We start from the raw sequence: 25944 nt of genomic DNA on the forward strand, positions 1-25944 counted from the left end.
CGTCTTCTATAATCCCTTTGTCTATGTTTAAGCTATCCATTATTTTCACTTCTATATCAAAGAAAAAACCATAGATACTACGTGCCAATACATATGCCCATCATAGCTTCATCTTAAACAATAGTATTCACTTTTATCACGCTATTTCATTTCAACAAAATATCTTCTAGTCAAAAGTTCATACGCTCTCCAAACTATTCATGTTTAGTAATCAATTAGATACTATTCCATTGTGAGGTTTTCTGAGAAAAAAACTTTTCTGGAAAACCATTCTAATGATCGGATCAGCTACAGCAATCTCAACTATTAGCCAGCCCTAATTCTTTATGATAGACTGTACTATATTTGATTACATAAAGGGGGTTTTTCGATGACCCAGCAGAAGTCCAATAAGGCGGCTTTGTATATATTAATGTTTAATATGTTTATCGCAATGGGGAGTATTGGAATTATTATTCCTGTAATGCCGGAATACTTAAGAATATTTGGAGCAGCAGGACAAGTTCTAGGTATGCTTATTGCAACGTTCGCCTTGGCACAATTCGTATTTTCTCCAATTGCTGGGAATCTTTCTGACCTGTATGGGCGGAAAAATTTAATTATTTTCGGTCTTATACTAACAGGACTTGCACAAATCGGTTTTGGCCTTTCTACAGATGTTTGGATGCTCTTTTTGGCACGCTTTTTAGGTGGCCTTGGCTCTGCATTTGTTGCACCTCCTATTATGGCTTTTGTAGCAGACGTGACAACTTATGAAGAACGCGGAAAAGGAATGAGTATGTTAGGGGCTGCGATGTCTTTCGGTTTTATGATTGGCCCTGGGATTGGTGGTTTCCTCGCAAAGGTTAGCTTACATTTTCCATTTTTCATGGCGGGAGCTGCCGCCATTTTAGCGTCTATTTTATCGTACTTTTTATTACCATCTACAAAGCCAAATACTGCGCAAAATAGACAAAAGCAAGATAATCTGGTGAAACAGATGGCTCGCTCTGTACATATGCCTTATTTTGTTATGTTAATTATTATGATGGTATTCTCATTTGGAATTGCTAACTTCCAAACAACCTTATCACTATTTGTGACAGAAAAATTTAATTACTCACCTGGCGATATTGCTACCATTCTAGTAGTTGGTGGAGCATTTGGGGTAATTGTACAGATGTTTATCATAACGCCACTCTTTAAACGTTTTGGTGAAATGAAAGTAGTTTTGGTCAATTTATTTATTGCCTCCATTGCTATTTTCTTAATATTATTTGTTTCAGGTTTTGCACTAATATTAGTTGTAGCAACCATCTTCTCTACGGCTACAACGTTAATTCGTCCAGCAGTCAATACACTCATCTCTAAACTTGCTGAAACAGAGCAAGGATTTGCAGCCGGCTTGAATAATGCCTATATGAGTCTTGGAAATATGATTGGACCCGCTTTAGCTGGTTTCTTATTTGACTGGAACATGAATAGTCCTTATATTTTTGGTGCCATTATCTTATTAGCTTGTTTCTTCCTTGCCCTAATTTGGACATTGAAAAAGGCACCACAGCTTATGCAGCCAGATTCACACTAATCATTAAAGCTTATTAACTATTAATTGAAGTATGTTACACTTCTAAAAATAGAAAAATACTTACCACTAGGGGAGTCTTTTAAAGGCTGAGACGTATATGGTTATATACGGACCCTTCGAACCTGATCTAGTTCATGCTAGCGGAGGGAAGTGGCGCTTCTTGCTATTTTCAGTGTATAAGCAAGGCCGCTTCCTGTCGTTTGAAGGAAGCGGCCTTTTTCGTTTTCCTAGTGGCTAAAACGAAAAGGAGCGCACCTATCATGTCTATTCGAAAATTAACAATTATGGCTTTATTCGTAGCGATTGCCGTTGCAGGCTCTACATTCATCTCCATTCCAACTGGGATTGCACGTGCCTACCCTGTGCAGCACGCTATTAACGTAATAGGGGCCGTTATACTTGGACCCGTACCTACTGTTGTAGTTGCCTTTGTTACGGCTATCATTCGTATCCTTACAGGAACAGGCTCACTGTTAGCCATTCCTGGTAGTATTATTGGTGCATTATGTGCAGGGCTTGCCTATAAATATAGTAGTAAAATGTGGTTAGCAGGTATGGGTGAAGCGATCGGCACTGGTCTTCTCGCATCGCTTGTAGCAGTGCCCTATGCAAAGTTACTTATGGGCACATCCGTAGCGGCCTTATTTTTCATGCCTGCCTTTTTAATATCAAGTACAATCGGAGCAATTTTAGGGGTTGTAGTAGCTAGCAGCTTGCGTAAAACCGTGCTAGTAAAATATTTTAATCCCACTCTCTTTATTAAATAATGTCGTTGATATTACTTAGAGGATTTCTCTCTCCATGTATATACAAAAAGCAGTACGAAATCATTCGCACTGCTTTCATCTAAACTAAATTATTGGCGCTTTTTCATACCCTTTAATAATTGTGCCACATTCGTGTCTTCTGCCTGTACGGGGTGGTTCTCTACAAGTTGCTCCTTTTTCTTCGGCTTCGTTAGGAAATTCCAGCCAAAGCGTCTTATTGTAATATCAATAAAGAACAAGAGCATACCTGCAAGGAGAAGCCATGTCGCAATGTTTTGACGATCCGCCCCTTGCTTTGTAAAGTCACGGAACACTTCTTGTGGTTCTTTTAAAACAGCACCTCCAGTTTGTTCGGTTAATTCTTCTATTAATTTATCATTAGCAGGAAGAAGTTCATACTCAGCACTATAGGGAACACTTAATCCAGCCTGATAAATCGTTTCCTTTTCATCAGCGATACGGAAGAAGATTAACCCCGGGTCAGCTTGTACTACAGCACGAACCTGAGAGGCTGATATAGTTTCAAGCTGTGTGTCTAACTCTTCACCAGCTTCATTAACCGCAACAATATCTAAAAAGGCTGCTTCATTTGTAGGATCTGTAATCATAAAGGACCCATCTGATTCTATTCTTACATCATAGGCAACATCATTATAACTTGGAAGCATTTGTGAAATAAGCGTTTGCCAAAATGGGCCCCAGTTTTGCCATCTTGCCCAGTCGCCTGCCCACTTTCCTGTTGAATCAGAAGTGAATGCGAATGTTTTGCCAAGACCATATTGCCATTGTGCTAACACCGGATCTTCTTTTTCGCTTTCAGCCACGACGGTAGCACCCTGCTTTGCGGTTGTTCCGATATAAGCATTCATTTGTGGAACACCATTGGCAAATAGCGTATTCCATCCCCCTGCATTATAAAGTATTGGATAGAAAGGGTTATCCTCAATGTACGTACGGGAAATCATTGCTGTTTCACGAGATAAAATGGAAGGGATAGTTTGCTCATCGATAACATTGTAGAAACGTCCGCTTCCCATCTCACTCAGAGCTTCCAATAAATTAGCATCCGCATCTTGACCAATAGCCACTGTCGATAAAGTTATTCCACTATCTTTTCCTTGTTCAATTAAATCTTCATAATTTCCTGGCTGTGATTGTCCATCCGTTAAAAGAATAATATGCTTACGTTGCAGTTTTATATCTGCTAGGTTTTCATATGCTTTTGCAAGTGAACCATAGATTTCTGTCCCGCCTCCTGGTGTAACAGATAAAATGGTATCCACTGCCTCTTCTTTATCGTTCAGAGGACCAGTCTCTATAATTTCCCAAGGTCGATCATCAAATGCTATAAATCCTAATGTATCTTCATCACGTAGCATCTCAACTGAACGTGCTGCCGCTTCCTTTGCAAGCTCTAGCTTGGATCCCGACATACTACCAGAGCGATCTAGTACAATGACAAGTCCTAATGAAGGTAATTGTTCTTTCCCCTTAATTTCCATTTCAACAGGTAATAATGTTTCAATTGGCGTTTTAAAATAACCACCTAAACCAAAGCTATTTTCTCCACCAACCATTGCAAAACCAACACCAAAGTTTTTGACTGCTTGCTCTATCACACTCATTTTCGCCTCACCGACTAAATGTCCTGGCACATTATCGAAAATAATGGCATTATATTGCAAATAACTGGAGAGTTCATTTGGTAAGCTTTCAGGTGATTTTACATCATAGGCTATTGATTGCTGACCAAGTGCCGCCGCTATTGGTGAAGCTGTTTCATAGCCATTCACAATGAGTAAATGTGGTTCGCTTTGTACCATTGTGACACTTGTTAATTTATTGTTTTCAAATATTGCGTCTTGTCCTACTTGAACAACGGCTTCATATTTCACCAGCCCTTCACCAGTCGCTGCATGTTTATAGGTAAACATATTCGTTCCTTCGGCTAGCTCGACTGGCTCACGATGAATCAGTTCATCATTTTCATATAATAATAGCTCGCCCTGTCCAGCTGTAGTTGCATGCACTTCTGTTACCAGTTGTTGTTGCTCACCGACATAGGCAACTTGTGGGGACACAAAGCTTTTTAATGAAACATCATTCACAACAGGCTGACTAAAGGGCACAACATCCACACTAATATTGGAGCCTTTAAACTTCGTGGCGAAATCTAAAGCATTGCCCTTTGTCTCATTGCCGTCTGTTAAGAGCACAAAGCGTGTTGCTTTTTTCGGATCTATAATACCTGTGGCAAGTTGCAGGCTTTGTTCTATATTCGTTTGATCAGTAGCCTTTATTTCCGTAAACTTTGGTACTTCCTTTAATGTTTTAGTCAAAATGGCTTCTGTTTGTAATGTTGATGAGAATGAATACAGCCCTGCAAGCTGTTCGTCTTTTTTCGCTTGTAAACTATCCTGTATAAACTGTACCATCTCATCTTCAGTCCCATTCACGGAAGCTGAGCGGTCAACTAGATACACGATTTGTTCTTCTTTTATAGGTAATAAAAGATACGGCCCTGCCAATGCGAAAACTAAACAGCCTACCGCTAGCATACGAATCAAAAGTACGATAGTATGACTCTTTTTTAGTCGCTGTCGCTCTCGCCAATAGGTCCAACCAAAATAAATGAGTAATGGAAGTAATAGCAACAATATTAATGGCATATCAATTCGTAAATCCACGACGTCGTTGCACCTCCCACTCTGAAACAAGTAAAACTAAAATAATTAGAATTAGCCAAGGGACAAAAGAAGCCTTCGAAATCTCAGCCCTTCCGTTATCAGAAATATCCCCTAATGTATAGCTTGTTCCTTGTTCAATAACACGTTCTTGCGCCTGCAATTGTACAATAAAATGTTTTTCTTCATTATTAGAACGCACAAAATAGATGCCTGGTTTTGTTGGCGCAGTTAGCATACCATCCGTAACTAATGATAGAAATTCATCTTCCTGTGAATATACACTCCAGTCTTCCTGCGCTAAAGCTACTACTCTTTGTTCATTTGGTGTGAAAATACCGAGTGAACCAATGGATTCTGATACCTGCTGTTCAGTACTCCATAAGAATAACGGGAATGATGGGTGTAGTGGCCAATCCGTATCTGCAATATCTGCTAAGACGACGATATCCCCTTTAGGAGAGCGCTGTATAAAAGGCTGTTCTCCAACAGTAGCGATAGTTTGATAATTTGCAAATCCAGGATACAAGGCGCTAACATAAACATCCTTGAGCTCGCTAAAAGCAAATAAAGCATCACTTTTAGTACTTACTATGCCACTTACCTCTACCTTTTCGGCATCATCACGGCCAAATAACACTAGAGGTTTGTCCATCTTTTCTAGCAATTCAGCTTGATTAGTGATCACCGTGGCATCCTGATTGTCTACTACTTGTAAAGGTGGAACAATTTTCACACCCGTACTTACGGATTGAAACCCTTTTTGAATCAATTGATGCATGCCCTGGTCAACCACAATTTTTGAAGTAGCTGTTTGTAGTAAAACGGTTTGTTGATTATCTACTGCATAATCATCTTGCACATCAATGATTGCTGTCATTGATTTTTCTAAAGGTAACTCCTTGAAGGTTTTTGTTATCGCTTCCTTTGGTGGAACAGCGATATTTTCAGCTACTAACTCTTTACCCTCTTCATTTAGTAATGCTAGTGTGACCTTTTGCTCGATGTCTGTATCATTATGAAGCTGCACAAGCGCCATTGTAGCCTGTCCATCTGTTGTTGCAGCAAATCGAGTAATAGCAATATTTGTTAAGTCCTTCGCAGCACCTCTTACTAGCCATTTAACAGAGTCCTTGTTCATAGGTAGTTGTTTTTTATCGAGTGTATCTGTAAATACATAGATTGAAGTCGGTGTGTCTCCTACAAATGCTTGTGCCACATCTAGCGCCTTATCCATTTCTGCCGTTTCATAGGTTACTTGTAAGTCTTTAATACCTTTTTCGATATCTTTAACATTTGTCTCTTGCTGCAAAATCGCTTTTGGTGCTGAACCAGTCGTAATTAACGTGACTGGTCTCCCATTTAATTCATCTATAAGCGTCAGCATTTCCTGTTTATGTGCGTCAAAGGTAGATTGCCCCTTACCAGCTAACATTGTCGCAGAAGTATCAACAACAAATATAGTTTGCTCACCAACAATCGTTGATTTTTTCACATAGGGATTCATGAGTGCCAACACAAGGAGTAGCAATGCTAGTAACTGCAAATAAAGTAGGGCATTCTTTTGCAAATGCTTTAAATAAGGAGATACCCGTGTTTCCTGCATAATTTCAGACCAGAAAAGTGTTGAAGAAACCGTCTGATCTGTATATTTTTTTCGAAAGAAATAATAGAGTAGGACAATGACCGGGATGATGGCCGTCCAGCTAAATATGATTTGACTAAAGCCCAATACGGCTCACCTCACCTAATCCAATGTGCTTTTAATAATTGCTGAAAGATTGCCTGTTGCAAACCATCTTCCACCTTCAATTGTAATTTCCGAATGCCGAAACGACGACAAATGGCTTCAAATTCTTCTTCATGTAATAAACGTCTTGCGTGATAGGTTTCTAGAACTTTAGTGGACATTGTCACATTGACTTCATTACCTGTTTCACGATCAAGAAGACGAACATCACCCGAATAGTTTGGTGATAGCTCTTCTTGCGTCACAATTTGTAAAATACGGACATCACCAGCATAGCGTGGTAGCCTTTTTAAAAGTTGCTCCCATTCCTCGATTGACTCTAGTCCATCTGTCACAATAAATAACACTGTACTGTCTTTTGGTAAAGCCTTTAAGGCACCCTGTGCAAAAGGATTCGAATAGCTCGCTTCCTCTATATCTGTTACTATTTGTAAAAATGCACGGCGATACATAGCGCCCTTCCGACGAAACGGTGGCTTCGCATCATCCTGTAAAAATGAAAAAGACAAACGATCGTCTCGACCAAGAACCATAAAACCAAGGGATGCCACTATTTGACGAGCAAAAACCCACTTGGCTTCTGTCCCCATTGATTTTGTGGTATCGAGTAAAATGTGTACGCGCATTTCTTGTTCATCTAAAAATCTTTTAATAAAGTATTTATTCGTTCGGGCAAAGACGTTCCAATCCACTTGTCGTACATCATCACCTAAATGATATTCTCGAAAATCCGAAAAATCGAGGGAAGCCCCAAAGCGCTGTGAACGATGCGAGCCTTTATGCTGCCCGCGTAGTTTGGAGGCAGTCGCTATTTGAAAACGACTGATTTTTGCTAACCAGTCTTCGGGCAATAAGTAGTTGGCTGTCACTTGCTAACACCTTGCTGAACTTTATCTAAAATAACATCAATGACATCATCTGCTGTCTTTCCTGAAGCCTCCCCTTCATAGTTCAACAGCATCCGATGACGTAATACAGGCTTAGCGACAGATTTAATATCCGCTACCGAAACATGGAACCGCCCATTCATTAGCGCTCTAGCTTTAGCTAATTTTATTAAACTTTGCAAACCACGTGGTCCACTGCCATACATGGCATATTGCTTGACCTCGTCCAGAGCATCAGCTCTTTCTGGATGCGTTGCCACCACTAAATCAGTGGCAAATTCCAGCATTTCATCAGCAACCAGCACTTCTTTCACCATTTGCTGTGCTTCTATTAGAGTCTCAGTGTTCATCAGTTTTTGTAAGCCAATTTCCTGAGCACCTGTCGTACGTTTCATGATTTCCATTAGTTCATTTTTTTCCGGATAGGGAACAAGAATTTTACAAAGGAAACGGTCCATCTGTGCTTCTGGTAACGGATATGTCCCTTCCATTTCAATAGGATTTTGCGTCGCTAACACGAAAAAGGGTCTCGCCATTTTTTTTGTATCTCCCAAAATCGTTACCGTTTTTTCTCCCATCGCTTCTAACAAAGCACTTTGAGTCTTCGGCGTAGCACGATTTATCTCATCCGCTAAAACCATCTGACTAAAAATCGGACCTGGCTGAAACGTAAATTGTTGCTTCCCATCTGGGGTACGTTCAATCATACTTGTTCCTGTTATATCAGCTGGCATAAGATCTGGTGTAAATTGTATTCGTGAAAACGACAAGTCAAGAACTTCAGAAATTGTACGGATTAACATCGTCTTCCCTAAGCCTGGTAAACCTTCTAATAATGCATGACCATCTGCTAGTACTGCGTACAAAGTATAATCAATTGCATCCTCTTGCCCTACAATAAAGCGATGGATTTCATCTTTTACTTGTTGTAATTTTGTACTCATTTCTACATACTGTTGCTCTGTAAATGCCATTTCATTTCCTCCTACTGCGACTCAATTGACGTGAAATAAGATTGCACGACATTTTGTAAATCCTTCGGTAATTGTAAACGCTCTGAGCTTTCTAAATAGCTGTCTTTATAGGAGCCAATTACTTCTTCATACGGGCGAATGGTACCCTTTGTTATCGGACCATTCCCTTGTTGCTCAGAAACATGGGAACCATCTCCCAATGCTCCCCCATCCACGGATGTCTCGTTTGACCCACCAAGACGATTCGGTGTCGTCAATAAATCACGACCACCTTGACCTCTGCCTGCGCCTTGACCTTGTCCCTGGCCTTGACCTTGACCTTGTCCCTGGCCTTGACCTTGGCCTTGACCTTGTCCCTGGCCTTGACCCTGGCCTTGTCCCTGGCCTTGGCCTTGACCTTGGCCTTGACCTTGACCTTGATTATTACCATTTTGTTGTTGGGAACCACTTTGAGCATTATTTTGACCAGACTGGCTTGCCTGCCCTTGCTGATTGCTTGGCTGGGAATTCCCAGATGGCTGCTGACTACCTTGTTGTTGGTTATTATTTTGATTGTTAGTGCCAGCATTATTAGCACTAGCAATCGCATTTTGTAAGGAATTACTTGCTGGTTTACCAAGTTTACTCATAGCTGTTTGTGTGGTATTTGCATTTTGTGTGAGATTTTGCTGCATTTGAGCAAGTTCCTTCAATTGTTCAACTTCTGCTTTCGATAAGCCGTTTTCGTCGGTTGCACCGTCTTGACTTGCCGATTGCTTATCCTTTAATTGCTGCTCCTTAAGAGCAAGCTCCTTTTGCTTCTTCACCACTTCACGCAATGCCTCTTCAGCAGTTTCTGCTTCCTTCAGCGTGTTTTGAAGCTCTTGCAATTGCTCTTTTACTTCTTTTGTCTGTGCTTTTTTCTCCAGCTCCGCAACTTCCTTCTTCATATCGTCGATTACAGCTTGCTCTTTTTCAACTTCTATCGCTTCAATTTGAGTCGCTGCTGGGAACATATAAAGGATTGCTAGGACGACAGCTGTGCCAAATAATCCAATAAACGCCTTTGGTCTAAACAAATTTTTCTTCCGAGCCTTAAAGCTACCGAAAGCCTGTTCAACATTCTGTATCGCCTTTAATAATAATGCTTGAACAAGTGGGTCCTGATCGTCTTTCAATGATAAAGCAGTCACCAGCTCATTATGTGAAAAATAATGATCCAATGTATGCAAAGCTTCTTTCTCTTTGACACGTCTCCACCAGATGTAAACTATCGTTGCAATCAGAAGCGTAACAAAGACAGCCAACGCAACTTGGCGATAATAGGGCCAGACAAATAATCTTGAAATAAGAACAAGAGAAGCACTCGACAGCAATGCCAAAAACAGACCGTATTGTGCAATAGGGATGCTTTTTTCAAATGTTAAACTCGACTTTGCACGCTGAATATATTTTCGTAATTGCTTACGACGCTCCATAATAATTCCTCCTCATCGGTTACTTTTCATGTTGGCACGTAATTTTTTTATCGCAATCGTTAAACAAAGTACAATAATCAATACATAAGCAATTAAATAAGTAATCCACACGGGTAGTTCTACTCCTGAAAGCTCAGCTAGCGCATTGCCCATCTCCGGTGAAATTAGCGTCAGCATTAGGGCGCCTGGATTTATTGACGCCCAAAAATAAGTCATAAAGGAGGTACTTGTACCAACGGCATTACCCATTTGATGGAAAGCCATTGTTAAAAAGAAGAAGAATGCTGTAATCCCGCCTAAAAAAATAATAGATCCATATGTGGCAATCATGGCAACTATTGTTTTTTTCGTAATCGTTGAAAACATGACGCCAATACTACCTATTGCTACAACCGTAACTAAATAAAATAAAAATATAGAAATAAGCTGAGAAGGTGAAACTCCACCAAATAGGAACACTAAACTATATAATGGTAATCCTGCTACGAGCATTAAAACTAGAAATGACACGGACGATAATAATTTTCCAATGACAATTTGTGTAGAGCTTTGTGTCGTTGTTAGCAAAATATTTAAGGTTTGTTTTTCACGCTCACTACTGATAGCTCCTGCTGTTAAGCTTGGTGTAATGAATAGAACTAATGCCATTTGTAAAATCGTTAATACAGCAAACATCATAAAACTTGTTTCTGGTCTAAAAAATCCTTTGCCAGTAAATTCAGTTGTCAGCAATAAAAAGCCTGCAATGAAAATACAAAGAACTGCTAAGTAAAACATTAACCCTGAGAAGCTTTTAAAAGAACGGAATCGCAGCTTTAACTCTTTCACAAATACTGGATTATAAAATCTTTCCATCATTGACTGTCCGCTCCCTTCGTAATCGCCATAAAGACATCCTCTAAATCTTTTTCTTCCTCACTTAACGCATAAATAGGTAAATCGGCAAGTATGGCCTCTTTCAGTAATGCCACCTGCTCTGCATCTGTTCCACGATAATTAAAGGCTATTTCAAGACGATGCTCAAGAACATCAATAGACGAAATATGGGGATCTTCTTCTAAATATGCACGTACTTCATTTATACGATCTGTCACTTTCATTACAATACGCTTTTCTCCCTGTAGCTGTGCCTGAATGGCAGCAACATTTCCATGTGCAATTAATTTGCCATTATCAATGACACCAATTTCATCACACATTTCAGCTAGCTCCGGCAAAATATGCGAAGAAATTAAAATGGTTTTACCCATAGACTTTAAATTTCGTAAAATATCTCGCATTTCCACACGGGCGCGAGGGTCTAATCCAGATGCTGGTTCATCTAAAATCAATACTTTAGGATCATGAATAAGTGCACGGGCAAGACATAAACGTTGCTTCATCCCACGCGATAATAAGTCTACGTATTCATAACGTTTACTCGTTAAATTTACAAGTTCTAAAAGCTGTGGAATCAGCACTTGGCGTTCTGCCAGTTGTATACCATAGCTAGCTCCATAAAAATCTAAATATTCATCTACTTTTAGCTGATCATAGACACCAAAGAAATCAGGCATATAACCAATCTGCTTGCGTACTTCTTTCGGTTCCTTGACGACACTTTTTCCGTTTATCAACGCATCGCCTGAAGTCGGTGACAATAATGTCGCTAAAATAGAGAATGTTGTTGATTTTCCTGCTCCATTTGCACCAACAAAGCCAAACACGACGCCTTCGTCTAAGGACAAATTTAAATGATCCAGGGCCGTAAAGGAGCCATATCTTTTCGTTAAGTCTCGAATTTCAATCATTATTTTGCCACTCCCTTCAGCTCTATTTCAGGTAATTTCGTTTGTTCGCCAGTTGGATCTGGGCCATATTTTATTTCAAGTCGAACTTCACTATCTTGATTAATATAATTTTTAATGTTATTTGTAAATACTTGCTTTGTATCCACTAATGGCTCATACATATTCGTCGCATGATTCCATATCGACAGCTGCATACGCTTAACATCCTTATTAGAAATAGTAAGTTCATTAAGTGATTCCACAGCGTCCATAAATTGATCGGGCATTGCCATTGTTAATTCGTATAAACCATCAGATAGATACCAGTTATTTAATTCCTCATCAATTTTATCGAAGTATCCACTCGCCGATAGTGAGTTTAATGAGTACGTGAAATTATTACGTTTCATTGTAAAAGGTCCCGATAGTTCCACTTTCCCTTTAAACGGTTGAACAAGCATTGTGATTGGAGACATATTTGCACTTGTTTCAAGTTCAGCCCCTACAATCGCTTGATCTGTCCATGCTGTCAGTACGGGCTGTCTATCATTCTCTACAAGTGGCAATGCTAATGTTTTCATTCGTTCAACACGCATTGGATCTACCTCATCTTTCTGAGATGGGTAACTATAATTATAACTATTAAAAACAGATGGCTTTTGAAGTACGGTTGTCTTCATTTCTTTATCTACTTGTAAGGTTCCGTTTGCTTTAATATCACCCAGTTTTACTTCTTTCACGCCAGAGATTAAAGTGACGTCTTTTAATTCAAATGGGAAATTATTTTTTATTGTTCCAGTTAGCTTCTCATTTTTCAGCGTTATATCAACATCCATTTTACCAATATTTTGAGCAGATGTTTTCCCTCCAAATGATTGAACAGACCAATAATTTAAATCACGTAATGTTAACGTTGAACCGTTGGCATTTTCCTTAATATAAGAAGATTCATGTAAATTACCCACCGAACCCGTGAAATTATTATAATTTCTCATCGCAACAGCCGTTGTGTTTTTATCCGTATTCACGATAAAATCCCCGCTACGATTCGTTAAGATTGATTCAACATAATACCCATTTAAACTACTATCCTCATTGACCTTATAAAATGCGGATTGTTGTACTTGTGGCTGAACAATTCTGTCTTTTGCTCCAACAATGAAAAGACCAATCGAAAGAACGATTGAGAACACCGGAATAATCCACCATGCATGCTCCCGTTTGTCTACCTTTTTCAGGACAAAATAAAGAACTGGACCAATGATGATAATATAAAGAATAATGACGATAAGCATATAGCTTACGGAAACTTCAAAGGACGGGAATAACTCATTTATGTTACGAAGCTCATAAGAAATTTGATCGAGTGGGGATTGTCCCTGACTCATCATTCCTTGCTGAGAGATACTTTGAATATCAATTATCTTTGTTAGGAGGGCTGCATAGCCATCCATTGAAGCGAGCGGCTGATCTCCTAAAGAAAAGGCTGTTTGAATAATTTCACCACTGCCAATTTTTTTCTTCGAGGCTAGGACTACATTATTTTCCGTTAATACCGGTAAACTTTCTTCATGATTAGTAGCTGTATGAATCGAAATTGGCTGCGTAAAAATACCACCGCCCGATAATTTTGTTAATGTTTCTGCAGAGATAGATGTCATTTCTTGTGATAATGACATTGGTAAATAATCCTTAAAAACCCCTGCTGTGGCATTTACTTGATCAGAAGCGCCTAAAAGTAATGTACCCCCATCTTGTACCCATTTCAGCAATGCCTCTTGTTGTTTTTGTGCTAAGTCGGCTATTGCTACTTCATCTACAACGATGACGTTTGCCATGGCAAGTCCTTGTTCATCTTCTGGGAATGTATAATCCTTTAATTGATTAATATTAAATATTTCCACATTGTTTTGAGGAACAAATGATGATAAACGTAAAAGTGCTGATAGTCGATCACTCTTATCTGTTAATGTATAGATAAATGTTGATGTAGGATCTAAAAAATTGGATTGCAGGCGCTTGGTCCCCTTATAGGCAATCTTTTTTCCCTTTTCAATATTTCCTTCATAAAAGGCAAATAAATCTGCGTCCGAATATCCATTGTCAGCTAACCCATCTAGATAGAAGGTAAATGTCTTCTCTTCTCCTGCTGCAATATCAATTGGAACGACAAGTGCGGATGCTGCTTCATAAGAATTGGAAGAATTTATTGCCATATCTCCAGAAAAATCTGCACCGTTATTTTTCACTGTCACTTGTAATGGCACAACTGATTGATATTTAGCTTTCCCTGAAATACCTGCTGTTGCTTTGACCTCTAATGGTGCAGCTGCTTGCGCCTGTGTGGATGGCAGCAGAAAGCTTATCATCAGCATAACGAATAAGGTCAGTGCCGTAATTTTTGTCTTTTTCAAAAGCTCAACCCCTTTTTATGTAAGTAGATGGTTACATAATTATACGATTTAAATTGCATTTTGTTCCATTTCTTATGATATCTTCATCAATATTCATAAACTCTTAAGAAATCACCGGCCAAAGAAAAAGACAATCCCCTAATAGACTGGAATTGTCTTATTTTTTATTTTGTATAGTCAAACAAACAACGCGCATGGTCTTGCACTACTTCTACAAATGCTTCTACCTGTCGCAATTCAAAAGATGATTCATAGCCGATGAGCCATGTATCGCGTGTAATTCCAAATTCCTTTTCATCGTTTGTTAAAGGTATTTTATGAATTTCATCATGGTCATTTAATGTAATGGATGGTAGTATAGCATACCCTATTCCATTTAATGCCATCTGTTTACAAATTTCTATTTGATCGACTAAAATTTGTTTTCTTGGATTGGAGGCAAAGTGCTGCTGCCACCATTGTTGAATTTCCTGATAATAGTTCGAGTCACTTTTATATTGAATAAAAGGACGATCTGTTGTCAGCACATCTTCAATTGTCTTCACCTCTTTATCCACCAAATAAAGGGTGTCTCTGAAAAGGTGAATCTTTTCCCCTTTCCAATCTACCTGACCTCGTACAATTCCAATATGTGCCTCGCCCTCATAAAGGGCTTTCACAATTTCAGAACTCCAGCCCGTCATAAGTGATATTTTTGCATCGGGATATTTAGAGACAAATTCCTTCAGGATTTTAGGCAACCAGTTTTGACCAACAATAGACGCACAGGCAATTTTCAAGGTTCCATTTACCTTTGTCGTTAAGGATTGAATCGTTTCAAATATTTCTTCCTTTTTGGCTAGCATTTCCTTTGCATAAGCAATAACCTGTTCACCAGCAGGTGTTGCTGTTAAACCTTTTTGTGAACGAATAAATAATTGTGCACCCCAGTCCTTTTCAATCGTCTGTAAACGTTGGGAAAGGGCTGGCTGGGATAGAAATAGACGTTCAGCCGCTTTCCGCATATTGCGTTCCTCAGCTAAAATTTTTAAAATCTCTGCCTCTGTTGCCATCAATCTGTAAACCTCCAATTACAAGCAAAGAGGGCCTCATGATTTTCATATGAGCTCCCTCTTAAACTACTACTCTTTTTGATAAATATATTTTTTCAATTGCTTTAAAATAACACGTCTTGTTAGTATCCCTGCAAAAGTACCGTCTTCGTCCACCACACATAAGAATGCGTGGTTAATGACTAAATCCAAAGCTCGCTGAAATGTATCTGACAACTTTAATACAGCGATCTCTTTATCCATAATAGAGTCAACTTTAATATCAGGAAGCTTTTCATACTCAATATGCTCGAGTCCTAGAATTGATTCCGTTATCATTTTCATGCTCAGTAAACCTTGAAGTCGATATTTCAAATCTAATACAGGTATGGACGAATATCCTGTACGCGTTAGTACAAGTAGTGCGTGCTCAGCACTATTGCCACTTTGTACATGCGCAACTTTTTCAGAGGAAATGATAAAATCACTAATTGGCATTGCTAATAAGTCTTTGCTGTTAGTTGAAATCATGAACTTCTTCTCCTTTTCTGTCCTGGCTGTGCAGAACAGTCCTTCCCTTTTATCATATCACAACTTTTCTATGTCTGACCATGATCAGGACGGGAAGAGTTTTTCAGGAATAACGAATTTTTTTGAGCAATTCAACAAAAACTAAGTACACCCTCAATCAGTTCAGTATTTCATCACTGATTGAGGATGAGTCATTTCTAATAGCCAACCTTGCTCCAGTAATAAAAAATCATGATCCCTAAAAAAAGTAAAAATATTCCGTATACCCATACGATCGGATTGAGCATCGTTGCATACTCTTCAACCGTTTCTGAAATCGGCGTATCCTTTTCAGACTCCCGTTCAGAAGTCATCTTTGCAATTTTCAACGTGGATACAAACGAAATAACAGAAATAATTACGATGGCAATTAGAGCTGGTATTAACCACATACCCATTGTCAAAACTCCTTTCTTTACCCTTAGTATGCGTCAATCCAGCTCTTCATTATGCAAACATTTTTAGAATGGATATTGATTGAGCCACTGGCCACCATCCAGTGTCACACATTCTCCGTTCATATAGCTTGCCTTATTAGACATCATAAATGTAGCTAAATCAGCTATTTCCTCTGGTGTACCCGTACGGCCTAGTGGAACAGAATCTAATGTACGCGCAGCAGCTGCTTCAGATTCCCAAAGCTTATCAGCACCACCTGTTCGTTCAATTGGCCCTGGTGCTATCGCATTGACGCGAATACCATACTGCTTCCCCCATTCTACTGCTAATGTTCTCGTCAATGATAATACCCCCGCTTTTGCTGCAGCTGAATGGACCACACCAGCTCCTGCATTCCAAGCATAAGTAGCAACCATATTCAAAATAGAGCCCTTAATATTATTTTTAATCCAATATTTACCTACTGCTGAAGAACAGAAGAACGTACCATTTAATACGATATCTACTACTGCCTTCCAGCCATTAGGTGTTAAATCCTCAGCATGTACAATGAAGTTACCAGCGGCATTATTAACAAGGCCATCAACCTGTCCAAATTTTTCAACAGCAAATGCTAGCATCGCCTCAGCATGTTCTGGTACTCTTACATCCATTTGGAAAGTTTCAATCGTTGAGCCAGCCTCTGCAATAAACGTTTTTGCCTCTGCTAAACGTTCTTCGTTGCGCCCTGTGATGACCACATTTGCTCCTTCAGCAACAAATTGCTTCGCCATATAAAGACCCATCCCACTTGATCCACCTGTAATTATAATTGTCTTCCCCTGCAACATTCCATTTCCCCCTTTGTCAAAAATGAATGGTTATTCATTAAAATTTTACTATATTTTCTCGAAACTGTCATATTAATTCTGCCAATTGCTCTTTTTATTTTCTATAAAAACATAAAAGAGCTATCCACATGAATGAATAGCTCGGAAATTTTTTAGAATTCATAAGTATAAGCTGTATGATACAACTCCATTAGTTCCTCTTTTGTTGGTATCTTTGGATTATTACTAGGACTACCACTTGCCATTGCGTCTTCAGCCATTTTAGGGATAGCCTTATAATACGCGCCTTCCTCTATCCCCCACTCTTTTAAATTTCCAATATTCATTTGTTTACACATTTTTTTAATGGAAGATATCGCTAGCTGAGCAAGGTCCTCCTGTGATAGAGTTTCATTCTTTTCATGAAAGAACTGGCCTAAAACTGCTAACCGATCTATACAAGCTTCTTTAGAAAATTCTAAAACCACTGGTAAAAGCATCGCATTGGAAATACCATGGGGTACGTGGAATAATGCACCTATTGGACGAGACATTCCATGTACTAACGCAACCGAGGCATTAGAAAAAGATAGACCTGCCTGCATGGAGCCTAATGACATAGCTTCTCTTGCATCAACATCATCCCCTTGCTCATAAACTCTCAAAATATTATGGACGATTAAATCCATGGCAGAAAGAGCAAGTACATTTGAGTAAGGATGAGCTAAACGGGACAAATAACTTTCAATGGCATGGCTTAAGGCATCAATCCCTGTAGCTGCAGTAATCGCAGGTGGTGATGTAATCGTTAAAATAGGATCAACAATGGCAACCGTTGGCATAAAGGCGGGCTGCTTAATCATCATTTTGACTTCACTCTTTGTATTGGTAATAACAGTGGCATCTGTTGCTTCTGAACCTGTTCCAGCTGTCGTTGGAATAGCAATATGTGGGATTGGCACTTGCTCTGCCATTTTTGCCATTTTCATATAATCTCCTATGTAGCCACCGTTTGTAGCCACCACTGCAATTGCCTTTGCTGTGTCAATACAGCTTCCACCTCCAACAGAAATGATAACATCACAACCTTCCTGCTGAAGAAGATGTAGCCCTTCCTCAACATACGTGTCATCCGGTTCAGTTACTACCCCTAAGTATGGAACCGCTTCTATTCCATATGTGTTTACCATGCTTCTACATTGTTTCACAAAGCCTAAGCTGTCCATAATTGGATCACTAATAATAAGTGCTTTAGTGCCGAGTTTTTTAGCATACTCGCCCACCTCTTCAAAGGAATCACGCCCATACACAATCGTTCCAGGTGAATGAACGGTAAAGCTTGTTTTTGTTTGAATCATCTTTTTCCCTCCTACACTATTGAGCAGTATAGCCACCATCTAAAAGAATAGCTTGACCCGTTAATCCTTTTGCTAAATCACTCGCCAAATATAATGCAAGCCCTGTAACTTCCGATACATCCAGTAAGCGTTTTTGAGGTACAAGTGGATAGAGCACCTCTTCAAGTACTTCTTCTACTTGAATTCCTCTAGTTTTCGCTAAATCTTTAAATTGATGGCGCACTAGTTCGGTATCAACATATCCTGGACAAATCGCATTTACCGTAATTCCATCCTTTGCTACTTCCAGCGCGGCTACCTTCGTTAATCCAATGACTCCATGCTTTGCCGCATTGTAACCAGCCTTACCAGCAAATCCAATCACACCATTAATGGAGGCCATATTGATAATACGGCCATATTGATTTTTCTTCATATGAGGTAATACATATTTCATCGCAATAAATGGTGCAACGACCATTACTTTTTGCATGTCTTCGAAAATTTCCGTCTTAAAGTCTTCAATAAGGGAGACATGTTGAAATCCTGCATTATTTATTAAAATATCTAATGTTGTAAAGCGATTGATTGTCCATTCAATTGCCTCTCGTATGGCTTCTTCATCTGTCACATCACATGTATAAGCCGTTAAGGAAGGATTGTTTTCAACAGCCTCTTTTAAAAGCCGTTCATTTTTATCTGTAATTACGACATTGGCTCCTTGCTCGGTAAATGCTTGTGCCATGGAAAGACCAATACCACGGGCTGCTCCAGTAATGAACACTGTTTTTCCTTGCATACAACATTCCTCCTACATCCCTATTGAAAATAATATAATGGCAATTATTGTACCGATGGTTGGAATAATAACCGTCAACGCTCCAAATGGCATATAGGCGTCCTTATGCTTTTCATTACAGACTGAATTAATGGTCGTGACAACATAACCACCATGTGGCAAAGAATCAAGTGATCCTGATGCAATGGCAATTGTGCGGTGCAGTGCCTCTGTATCTACCCCCATGTCCATATAGTGAGGTGCAAGCAAAGGCATCGCAATTGTTTGACCACCTGATGCTGAACCTGTTAAACCTGCAATGACAGCAATCGCTAGTGCTCCCCCAATTAACGGACTACCAGGAATATTTGTCATGACATCTACTGTAGCCAAAAAGGATGGCGTTGCTTTTACGACACCACCAAAGCCTACTACAGCCGCTGTATTAGCAATAGCAATAATGGCACCCATTGCTCCCGCTGCTAATGTCGCTCCAACGGATTTGGCATACTTGTAACTCACTAAATAGGCGACAATACAACCACTTGTCAAAGCGACAATTAAAGCAGAAGTTCCAAGCGAATTATGGAAAGCAAAAGAAATCACTAAAACGACTAGTAATGGTATTAGACTAAGTAGTGGACTAGGAAGCTTCCTCGTTTCATCAACCACTGGATCTGTTGAGCGTTCAATAAATATTTCCCCATTGTTCACAGCTCGTTTAATCATCTAATTCAGCCAAAGTGAACCACCAACAGCCATAAAAATAGCGACAACAATACTAACTTGCCATCCTGCATAGGGTGTCGTTCCAAGGTATTGAATTGGAATCCAATTTTGAATTTCAGGTGAGCCAGCTGACGTCATCGTAAAAGTGACCGAGCCTAGACCAAGTGCAGCGGGGATAAAGCGTCGTGGAAAGTTCGCTTGTTTAAATAAACTGATGGCCATCGGATAAACAGAAAATGCAACAATAAAAACAGAAACACCCCCATATGTGAGGACCGCTGCGGCTAATACAATCGCATATGTTGCATATTTCACCCCGATTTTTTCAACAATCCATTTAGAAACACTATCAGCTGCTCCAGTATCCTCCATAACTTTCCCGAAAATAGCACCTGCCATAAACATTAAATACCAAGAACCAACGAAACCAGTAAATCCATCCATATAGCTCGTTAGAAAATTAGCTTGATTTTCATTAGCGGTTTGTGGAAAAAACGCAAGACCATTAGTTAAAGCAGCTAACAGTGCGGTTAATGGTGCTGAAATAAGTAAATTAACGCCTCTCATTGTTAAATACACTAATAATGCTAAACTACCAAAAAGACCAATGTACGCCAACATGTACACCCCACCCCTCCCCATTTTTTTTGGAAAAAGAGCTGTATATCGCTACAGCTCTTTGTTGGTATTAATCGTTATTGCTTGGGAATGCAAATGTTGATGCAGTGGATGTATCACTTACCATCCAGCGTTCTGAAACGGTCTTTGTTTTTGTAAAAAATCGCGCCTGATCTGGACCAAACATATGCCCTTCTCCAAAACGAGACCCTTTAAAACCAGCAAAATTATGGTAGCCTACTGGAATAGGAATTGGTACATTCACTCCTACCATACCGACGTCTATCTCTGTTGTGAATTTACGAGCTGCTAATCCATCATTTGTAAAGATAGTGACACCATTTCCTAGCTCATGCTTATTAATTAGTTCAATAGCCTCCTCCAGAGAATCTACGCGAACAACATTACGAGCAGGTCCAAATACTTCTTGCTCATAAATTTCCATACCTGGCTTTACATGATCTAATAGTGTAGGACCTACATAAAAACCTTTTGACTCTTTAACAATAGCCAACTCACGACCATCACAAATAATGGACGCTCCCTCAGATTCTCCACGATCAATGGCAGCGAGTATTGCATCTTTTGATTGTTGAGAAATAACTGGACCAAAATCTGAATCTGGGTTTGTATATGGACCCACCTTTAGATTAGTAATTTTCTCTTTTAAAATCGACACTAGACGATCAGCAGTATTTTTGCCTACAGGCATGATTGTGGATATCGCCATGCAACGCTGAGATGCTGCCCCATAGGCTGCCCCTATAAAGGCGTTTGCAACTTGTTCAAGATCTGCATCTGGCATGACAACCATATTGTTTTTTCCACCGCCAAGTGCCGTTACACGTTTCCCATGCTTAGAACCAGTTTCATAAATATACTTGGCCACTGGAGTTGAGCCGACAAATGAAATCGCTTGCACAGTTGGGTTCTCTAAAAGTTCATTGACTGCATCTTTATCACCATTCACCACTGTCCAAATTCCATCTGGTAAGCCTGCTTTTTTCCATAGCTCACTAATATATAAAGCAGTCATTGGTACACGTTCAGATGCTTTTAAAATCACAGCATTTCCTACCGCAATGGCCATACTCGTTTGAGCTAAAGGCACCATGATCGGGAAGTTAAAGGGTGAAATGGCTGCTACCACACCAAGTGGATATTTTGCTGAATAAGCGTTTATTTGACCTCCAACATTAACGGAGTATTCCCCTTTCATGAGATGTGGAGCACCGATGGCTAAATCAACAGATTCAAGACCTCGTGTAATTTCACCTTTGGCATCTTCCAACGTTTTTCCGCTTTCCTTACAAATAATTTGTAGTAGCTCCTCCATATTTTCTGTCATAAGATTGCGGAACTTTAAGACGATTTCTGCACGTTTAGCCACAGATGTATCACGCCATAATGGAAAGACTGCTTGAGCCTGCTCGATTGCCTCTTTTGTCTCCTCTACTGTTGCCAGTGGCACTTTAGCAATGACATCACCTGTAGTTGGATTGTATACAGAGCCAAATCTGCCACTTCTCCCTTCAACTAACTGTCCACCAATAAAATGCGTTAATATTTTTACCTCTTGAGCTATCGTCATCATCATTTCCTCCTCTTATAATTGTTTTATTTTACATGTATCCTTTAAGCTTAAATAAGCTGCAGACATATCATTTTCACCATAGCCCTGCTGGGCAATCTCACTATAAAGTTCCACCAATTTTTCCCCAATACGTAGAGATACACCAGCTTCATCAGCCATGCCCTTTGCTAACTTCAAATCTTTCAATAATAGATTTGTTGAAAACCCAGGTGCATAATTATTATTTTTCATATATTCCACATAGTTACGCTCATAAATCCGACTTTGACCGTAGCTATTACTTAATACTTCATACAGTGTATCCGCATCAATCCCCATTTTTTCACCAAGCACAATTGTTTCAGCTACAGCCTCTGTGTAAAACCCAATCATTAGATTATTTAATAATTTAAGACGTGTACCTACACTTGAGGATAAACCTAGATGATAGATATTTTTTCCAACTATTCCGAATATTTCACCGGCACTATCATAATCTTTCTGGTCACCCCCGACCATGATCGTTAGGGTAGCATTTACAGCTCCTATGACCCCTCCACTTACAGGTGCCCCTAAATATCGTAATCCCAACGTACTTGCTTCTTTATGTAACGAATCATTTAAGTCAGGATTGACCGTACTAAAGTCAATAAGTAAGGCATCTTTCTTAGCATGATGTATGATGCCCTCCTCTGATAAATACACCATTTCTACAATTTGAGGAGTTGGTAGGCTAGTCATTATCACATCACATTGCTTTGCAACATCCTTTGCTGATGCAAGACCTATACCGCCAGCTTCTGTAAATAGCTCCACTGCCTTCGCATTTGTATCAAAGCCATACACCTCATAGTTTGCCTTTAATAAGTTAATAGACATTGGTAACCCCATATTTCCTAACCCGATAAAACCTAATTTTCGATTCATTTGGATATCCCCCAATCCTTGAAAATTCAGCAATATTGCTGGATGGTCACTAGCCAACTACCGTTTTTTATCGTAACATTAATAACGAGATACCTTTAATGACCTTGGTCAGTGACTGCGGTCAATTAAATCATAATCAAAATAAATCCTTTTCGTCAATTAAAAATTTTATATTTTCAGAATTTTTGATTTAGAAAATATTTTACAATACTTACTATCGGAGGTAATATGCCACTATGGAATCTCTAACTAGCAGGCAAAAGAAGGCATTAGAAACTCGTGATAAATTATTAAAAACATCATTAGATCTATTCAATAAATTCGGATTTGAACATGTTACTGTCGAACAAATTACAAAGGCTTGTCATGTCTCAAAGGGTACATTTTATACACATTTCCCATCTAAATATGATGTTATTTTAGAAAAATTTAAAGAACTGGATCATTTTTATAGCACTGTAGAAAAAAATATCGACCCTACATTACCAGCAAGTGAAAAAATTTTATACGTGTATCAAGAACAAATGAAATACTTAACGAATGTTGTAGGAAAGGACCTGTTACGCACTGTGTATACTGCTGCAATGACAAATCACGTAAAACAGGATCATTACTTAATTAATCCCGAGCGCAAGATTTTTCAAATAATGAATACATATATTGCAGAAGGGCTACAACAAGGTGAACTACGACAGGATATATCAGCTCATGAAGTGCAAGCCATCATACAACGTTGTATGCGTGCCAATGTTTATGATTGGTTAATTCACGGTGAAGACTTTGACTTAGCCGCTGAGATGAATCAATTTACAGCTATTGTGTTAAACGGCCTCAAAAGCGTCCAATAAAAAAAGTAGCACTTCATCCTATGATGATGAGTGCTACTTTTTTAACTAGCTGACGAAATATTTCTGTACAATTGTTTCAACAGGTAAAGGTTTATTATACAAATAACCTTGTCCCTTTTGACAATGATGGCGTTTAAGAAAATCAACTTGTGTGGGCTCTTCGATTCCTTCGGCAATTACCTCTAGCCCTAGGTTATGAGACATCGAAATGATGGCTTTAATGATAGCCTCATTTTTGTCATCTTTAGCGATATCTCTAATAAACGATTGATCGATTTTTATAATATCGATTGGATAACGCTTTAGATAGCTTAATGAAGAATAGCCTGTTCCAAAGTCATCTACTGACACATAAACCCCTAATTGCTTCAATTCCGTAAGAATCGAAAATGTCTCATGAACATTTGTCATAGAGCTTTCGGTAATCTCTACCTCCAGAAGTTCTGGAGGCACCTCGTATTTCTTTAATGCCGCTTTTATTTTTCGTGCGAAGTTTTCTTTTCTGAACTGTTTGGGTGATATATTGACGGCTATTCTTACAGGACGATACCCTTTCGATTGCCATTCTTTTTGATGACGACAAACCTCGTCAATAATCCAATCACCAATTTCAATAATTAATCCTGAAGCCTCCGCAATAGGTATAAATTGTGCAGGTGACACAAAACCAAATTTACGGTTATTCCATCGCAATAAAGCTTCAAAGCTATTGATACTATTATTTGTTAGGTCCATCTGTGGCTGGAGATGCAAACTCAGTTCATTAAATTCAATAGCTCGTCGTAAATGTGCTTCCATTAAAGCTTCATTTGGGAAAATCGCCGTCATATCCTCACGATAATAACGATAGTGAGATCGTCCATGCTCTTTAACAGAAAATAACGCCTTATCAGCTTTCCTTACAAGTGTCTCTAAATCCTTGCCATCTGCTGGACTTAGGGAGATACCGATGGAAACGCTAATAAAATATTCCTGTCCTTCTATTATAAATGGCTGCTTTAAAACTTCCAAAATGGCATTAGCGGTATATTCAATTTTTTGAATAGTCGCATCTTTTAGGACAAAGATAAACTCATCACTGTTATAACGAAAAAGGGCACATTTTGAATAGCACAGCTCATTAAGCCTTTGACTAAACATACGCATAAGCTCATCCCCCTTACTTTCACCTAGGGATTCATTAAATTTTTTAAAACGATCTATATCCACTAAAAAAAGGGCTGCTTGCTTATGCTCTTGTTTTTTGTCGTTTAGATGATGTAGCCAATGCTCCTTAAATGCCTTCCGATTCCAAATACCTGTTAATTCATCCATTAGCGCTAGGTAATAAAATGCCTCATGATCATTCATAAATGAATTTGCATCTTTTACAAATAAATGGACACCTATAACCTCACCATTATAATAGGTAGGGTGTGTTCTTAAGTAAAAAGGCTCTTTACTTAGCAATTGGTTCTTAAACAAGCATTTCGGCATTCCAAAAGCTGAGCCTTCAATTGTTTTAGCAAATAATAATTTAAATTCTTTCATATATTTACTTTCCAATAATGAAAAAATATCTCGTCCTATTAGACATTGCTGTTCTCTAGAAAGTGCTGCCGTAACAGCCATGTTTTGATGAATAATTCGGCCTTGTAAATCGACCGTTAGCACAGGACTCACATGTTGTTCCACGTATTGTAAATAAGGTTTATCTTCTATTTGTGTTTCTCTCAAAATAACCGCAACCATGGATTTAGAAAAGTGTTGTACATGAATAGCAAATGCTCGTTCATAATAACCGGTACCTAATTTCAGGACATGCTGTGTATGGCCTTCTTCGTTTAGAAAATTCGACAACTGTAGCCAGCATTGCTTGGTAAAAAAACGTTCAGCGTTCGTCGCTGCTTTATCTTGCAGCTCCATAAATGATAATAGCTTATCATTAAAATCAACGACCTCGAACACCTTTTTATCAACTTTTCTCAAACAAATGACTGCATCAAATGGATTCATTTGAATGAGTTGTTGATAATCTGCAAATGTCGCTACACTCTCTCTATAATTTTTCATTCTA

At 39.0% G+C, this 25944-nt stretch carries 20 protein-coding genes, 1 pseudogene and 1 riboswitch; of the genes and pseudogenes, 3 read left to right on the forward strand and 18 right to left on the reverse strand.

What is annotated here, in order from left to right:
- The first annotated feature begins 370 nt into the window (after positions 1 to 370).
- Both AC07YC_RS11945 and thiW read left to right on the forward strand, forming a co-directional pair.
- Positions 371 to 1567, forward strand: a complete 1197-nt coding sequence (locus AC07YC_RS11945) for an MFS transporter (RefSeq protein ID WP_336636768.1) — start codon at positions 371 to 373, stop codon at positions 1565 to 1567.
- A gap of 58 nt (positions 1568 to 1625) precedes the next feature.
- A riboswitch (TPP riboswitch) is annotated at positions 1626 to 1733 on the forward strand.
- 94 nt (positions 1734 to 1827) lie between these two features.
- Positions 1828 to 2334, forward strand: a complete 507-nt coding sequence (gene thiW / locus AC07YC_RS11950; protein WP_494919488.1) for an energy coupling factor transporter S component ThiW — start codon at positions 1828 to 1830, stop codon at positions 2332 to 2334.
- Positions 2335 to 2423: 89 nt separating this feature from the next.
- Here thiW and AC07YC_RS11955 read toward each other — a convergent pair whose 3' ends face one another.
- From AC07YC_RS11955 to AC07YC_RS12035, 17 genes and pseudogenes are all read right to left on the reverse strand, one after another.
- Positions 2424 to 5021 carry a VWA domain-containing protein gene (locus AC07YC_RS11955; RefSeq protein ID WP_494919489.1) on the reverse strand — a complete coding sequence of 866 codons (2598 nt, stop codon included), beginning with the start codon at positions 5019 to 5021 and terminating at the stop codon, positions 2424 to 2426.
- Entirely contained in the window at positions 5005 to 6750 is a 1746-nt protein-coding gene (locus tag AC07YC_RS11960) for a vWA domain-containing protein (RefSeq protein WP_494919490.1), read from the reverse strand. The genes AC07YC_RS11955 and AC07YC_RS11960 overlap by 17 nt, the downstream gene beginning before the upstream one ends.
- 11 nt (positions 6751 to 6761) lie before the next feature.
- The gene (locus AC07YC_RS11965; RefSeq protein WP_494919491.1) at positions 6762 to 7637 is read right to left on the reverse strand and encodes a DUF58 domain-containing protein; all 876 of its coding nucleotides are present in this window, start codon (positions 7635 to 7637) and stop codon (positions 6762 to 6764) included.
- Positions 7634 to 8629, reverse strand: a complete 996-nt coding sequence (locus AC07YC_RS11970; protein WP_494919492.1) for an AAA family ATPase — start codon at positions 8627 to 8629, stop codon at positions 7634 to 7636. The genes AC07YC_RS11965 and AC07YC_RS11970 overlap by 4 nt, the downstream gene beginning before the upstream one ends.
- A gap of 11 nt (positions 8630 to 8640) precedes the next feature.
- Complete coding sequence (locus tag AC07YC_RS11975) at positions 8641 to 10086, reverse strand: DUF8809 domain-containing protein (RefSeq protein ID WP_494919493.1); 1446 nt, start codon at positions 10084 to 10086, stop codon at positions 8641 to 8643.
- A 12-nt stretch (positions 10087 to 10098) separates the two neighbouring features.
- Complete coding sequence (locus AC07YC_RS11980) at positions 10099 to 10944, reverse strand: ABC transporter permease (RefSeq protein WP_336636761.1); 846 nt, start codon at positions 10942 to 10944, stop codon at positions 10099 to 10101.
- Positions 10941 to 11876: an ABC transporter ATP-binding protein gene (locus AC07YC_RS11985; protein WP_336636760.1), complete on the reverse strand. Its 936-nt coding sequence runs from the start codon at positions 11874 to 11876 to the stop codon at positions 10941 to 10943. The genes AC07YC_RS11980 and AC07YC_RS11985 overlap by 4 nt, the downstream gene beginning before the upstream one ends.
- A complete protein-coding gene (locus tag AC07YC_RS11990) occupies positions 11876 to 14269 on the reverse strand; it encodes a DUF8725 domain-containing protein (RefSeq protein ID WP_494919495.1) in 2394 nt (797 codons plus the stop codon). Before AC07YC_RS11990 ends, AC07YC_RS11985 begins: the two co-directional genes overlap by 1 nt.
- A gap of 164 nt (positions 14270 to 14433) precedes the next feature.
- Positions 14434 to 15321: a transcriptional regulator CcpC gene (gene ccpC, locus AC07YC_RS11995; protein WP_008174113.1), complete on the reverse strand. Its 888-nt coding sequence runs from the start codon at positions 15319 to 15321 to the stop codon at positions 14434 to 14436.
- A 69-nt stretch (positions 15322 to 15390) separates the two neighbouring features.
- The gene (cbpB, locus tag AC07YC_RS12000) at positions 15391 to 15831 is read right to left on the reverse strand and encodes a cyclic-di-AMP-binding protein CbpB (protein ID WP_336636758.1); all 441 of its coding nucleotides are present in this window, start codon (positions 15829 to 15831) and stop codon (positions 15391 to 15393) included.
- A gap of 197 nt (positions 15832 to 16028) precedes the next feature.
- Positions 16029 to 16268, reverse strand: a complete 240-nt coding sequence (locus AC07YC_RS12005) for a hypothetical protein (protein ID WP_036123559.1) — start codon at positions 16266 to 16268, stop codon at positions 16029 to 16031.
- Between the two features lie 63 nt (positions 16269 to 16331).
- The gene (gene fadH / locus AC07YC_RS12010; protein WP_494919497.1) at positions 16332 to 17099 is read right to left on the reverse strand and encodes a 2,4-dienoyl-CoA reductase; all 768 of its coding nucleotides are present in this window, start codon (positions 17097 to 17099) and stop codon (positions 16332 to 16334) included.
- 152 nt (positions 17100 to 17251) lie between these two features.
- Positions 17252 to 18436: an iron-containing alcohol dehydrogenase gene (locus tag AC07YC_RS12015; protein ID WP_494919498.1), complete on the reverse strand. Its 1185-nt coding sequence runs from the start codon at positions 18434 to 18436 to the stop codon at positions 17252 to 17254.
- A 16-nt stretch (positions 18437 to 18452) separates the two neighbouring features.
- Positions 18453 to 19214 carry a 3-hydroxybutyrate dehydrogenase gene (locus AC07YC_RS12020; RefSeq protein ID WP_336636756.1) on the reverse strand — a complete coding sequence of 254 codons (762 nt, stop codon included), beginning with the start codon at positions 19212 to 19214 and terminating at the stop codon, positions 18453 to 18455.
- 12 nt (positions 19215 to 19226) lie between these two features.
- Positions 19227 to 20543 (reverse strand): annotated as a pseudogene (locus tag AC07YC_RS12025) (GntP family permease).
- 67 nt (positions 20544 to 20610) lie between these two features.
- A complete protein-coding gene (locus AC07YC_RS12030) occupies positions 20611 to 22131 on the reverse strand; it encodes a CoA-acylating methylmalonate-semialdehyde dehydrogenase (protein ID WP_494919499.1) in 1521 nt (506 codons plus the stop codon).
- A gap of 15 nt (positions 22132 to 22146) precedes the next feature.
- Complete coding sequence (locus AC07YC_RS12035; RefSeq protein WP_336636755.1) at positions 22147 to 23040, reverse strand: NAD(P)-dependent oxidoreductase; 894 nt, start codon at positions 23038 to 23040, stop codon at positions 22147 to 22149.
- 236 nt (positions 23041 to 23276) lie between these two features.
- On the opposite strand from AC07YC_RS12035, the gene AC07YC_RS12040 reads away from it, so the two are divergent.
- Positions 23277 to 23888 carry a TetR/AcrR family transcriptional regulator gene (locus tag AC07YC_RS12040; RefSeq protein WP_336636754.1) on the forward strand — a complete coding sequence of 204 codons (612 nt, stop codon included), beginning with the start codon at positions 23277 to 23279 and terminating at the stop codon, positions 23886 to 23888.
- A 45-nt stretch (positions 23889 to 23933) separates the two neighbouring features.
- Here AC07YC_RS12040 and AC07YC_RS12045 read toward each other — a convergent pair whose 3' ends face one another.
- The gene (locus AC07YC_RS12045) at positions 23934 to 25940 is read right to left on the reverse strand and encodes a putative bifunctional diguanylate cyclase/phosphodiesterase (protein ID WP_494919501.1); all 2007 of its coding nucleotides are present in this window, start codon (positions 25938 to 25940) and stop codon (positions 23934 to 23936) included.
- Between the last annotated feature and the right edge of the window lie 4 nt (positions 25941 to 25944).

This window comes from Lysinibacillus sp. GW247-5R2A (assembly GCF_059424475.1).

What these genes read in the sequence shown, in the direction of transcription:
- AC07YC_RS11945 (WP_336636768.1), top strand. Translation starts at nt 371, where the DNA reads ATGACCCAGCAGAAGTCCAATAAGGCGGCTTTGTATATATTAATGTTT.
- thiW (WP_494919488.1), top strand. Translation starts at nt 1,828, where the DNA reads ATGTCTATTCGAAAATTAACAATTATGGCTTTATTCGTAGCGATTGCC.
- AC07YC_RS11970 (WP_494919492.1), bottom strand. Translation starts at nt 8,629, where the DNA reads ATGGCATTTACAGAGCAACAGTATGTAGAAATGAGTACAAAATTACAA.
- AC07YC_RS11975 (WP_494919493.1), bottom strand. Translation starts at nt 10,086, where the DNA reads ATGGAGCGTCGTAAGCAATTACGAAAATATATTCAGCGTGCAAAGTCG.
- AC07YC_RS11980 (WP_336636761.1), bottom strand. Translation starts at nt 10,944, where the DNA reads ATGATGGAAAGATTTTATAATCCAGTATTTGTGAAAGAGTTAAAGCTG.
- AC07YC_RS11985 (WP_336636760.1), bottom strand. Translation starts at nt 11,876, where the DNA reads ATGATTGAAATTCGAGACTTAACGAAAAGATATGGCTCCTTTACGGCC.
- ccpC (WP_008174113.1), bottom strand. Translation starts at nt 15,321, where the DNA reads ATGGCAACAGAGGCAGAGATTTTAAAAATTTTAGCTGAGGAACGCAAT.
- cbpB (WP_336636758.1), bottom strand. Translation starts at nt 15,831, where the DNA reads ATGATTTCAACTAACAGCAAAGACTTATTAGCAATGCCAATTAGTGAT.
- AC07YC_RS12005 (WP_036123559.1), bottom strand. Translation starts at nt 16,268, where the DNA reads ATGGGTATGTGGTTAATACCAGCTCTAATTGCCATCGTAATTATTTCT.
- fadH (WP_494919497.1), bottom strand. Translation starts at nt 17,099, where the DNA reads ATGTTGCAGGGGAAGACAATTATAATTACAGGTGGATCAAGTGGGATG.
- AC07YC_RS12015 (WP_494919498.1), bottom strand. Translation starts at nt 18,436, where the DNA reads ATGATTCAAACAAAAACAAGCTTTACCGTTCATTCACCTGGAACGATT.
- AC07YC_RS12020 (WP_336636756.1), bottom strand. Translation starts at nt 19,214, where the DNA reads ATGCAAGGAAAAACAGTGTTCATTACTGGAGCAGCCCGTGGTATTGGT.
- AC07YC_RS12030 (WP_494919499.1), bottom strand. Translation starts at nt 22,131, where the DNA reads ATGACGATAGCTCAAGAGGTAAAAATATTAACGCATTTTATTGGTGGA.
- AC07YC_RS12035 (WP_336636755.1), bottom strand. Translation starts at nt 23,040, where the DNA reads ATGAATCGAAAATTAGGTTTTATCGGGTTAGGAAATATGGGGTTACCA.
- AC07YC_RS12040 (WP_336636754.1), top strand. Translation starts at nt 23,277, where the DNA reads ATGGAATCTCTAACTAGCAGGCAAAAGAAGGCATTAGAAACTCGTGAT.
- AC07YC_RS12045 (WP_494919501.1), bottom strand. Translation starts at nt 25,940, where the DNA reads ATGAAAAATTATAGAGAGAGTGTAGCGACATTTGCAGATTATCAACAA.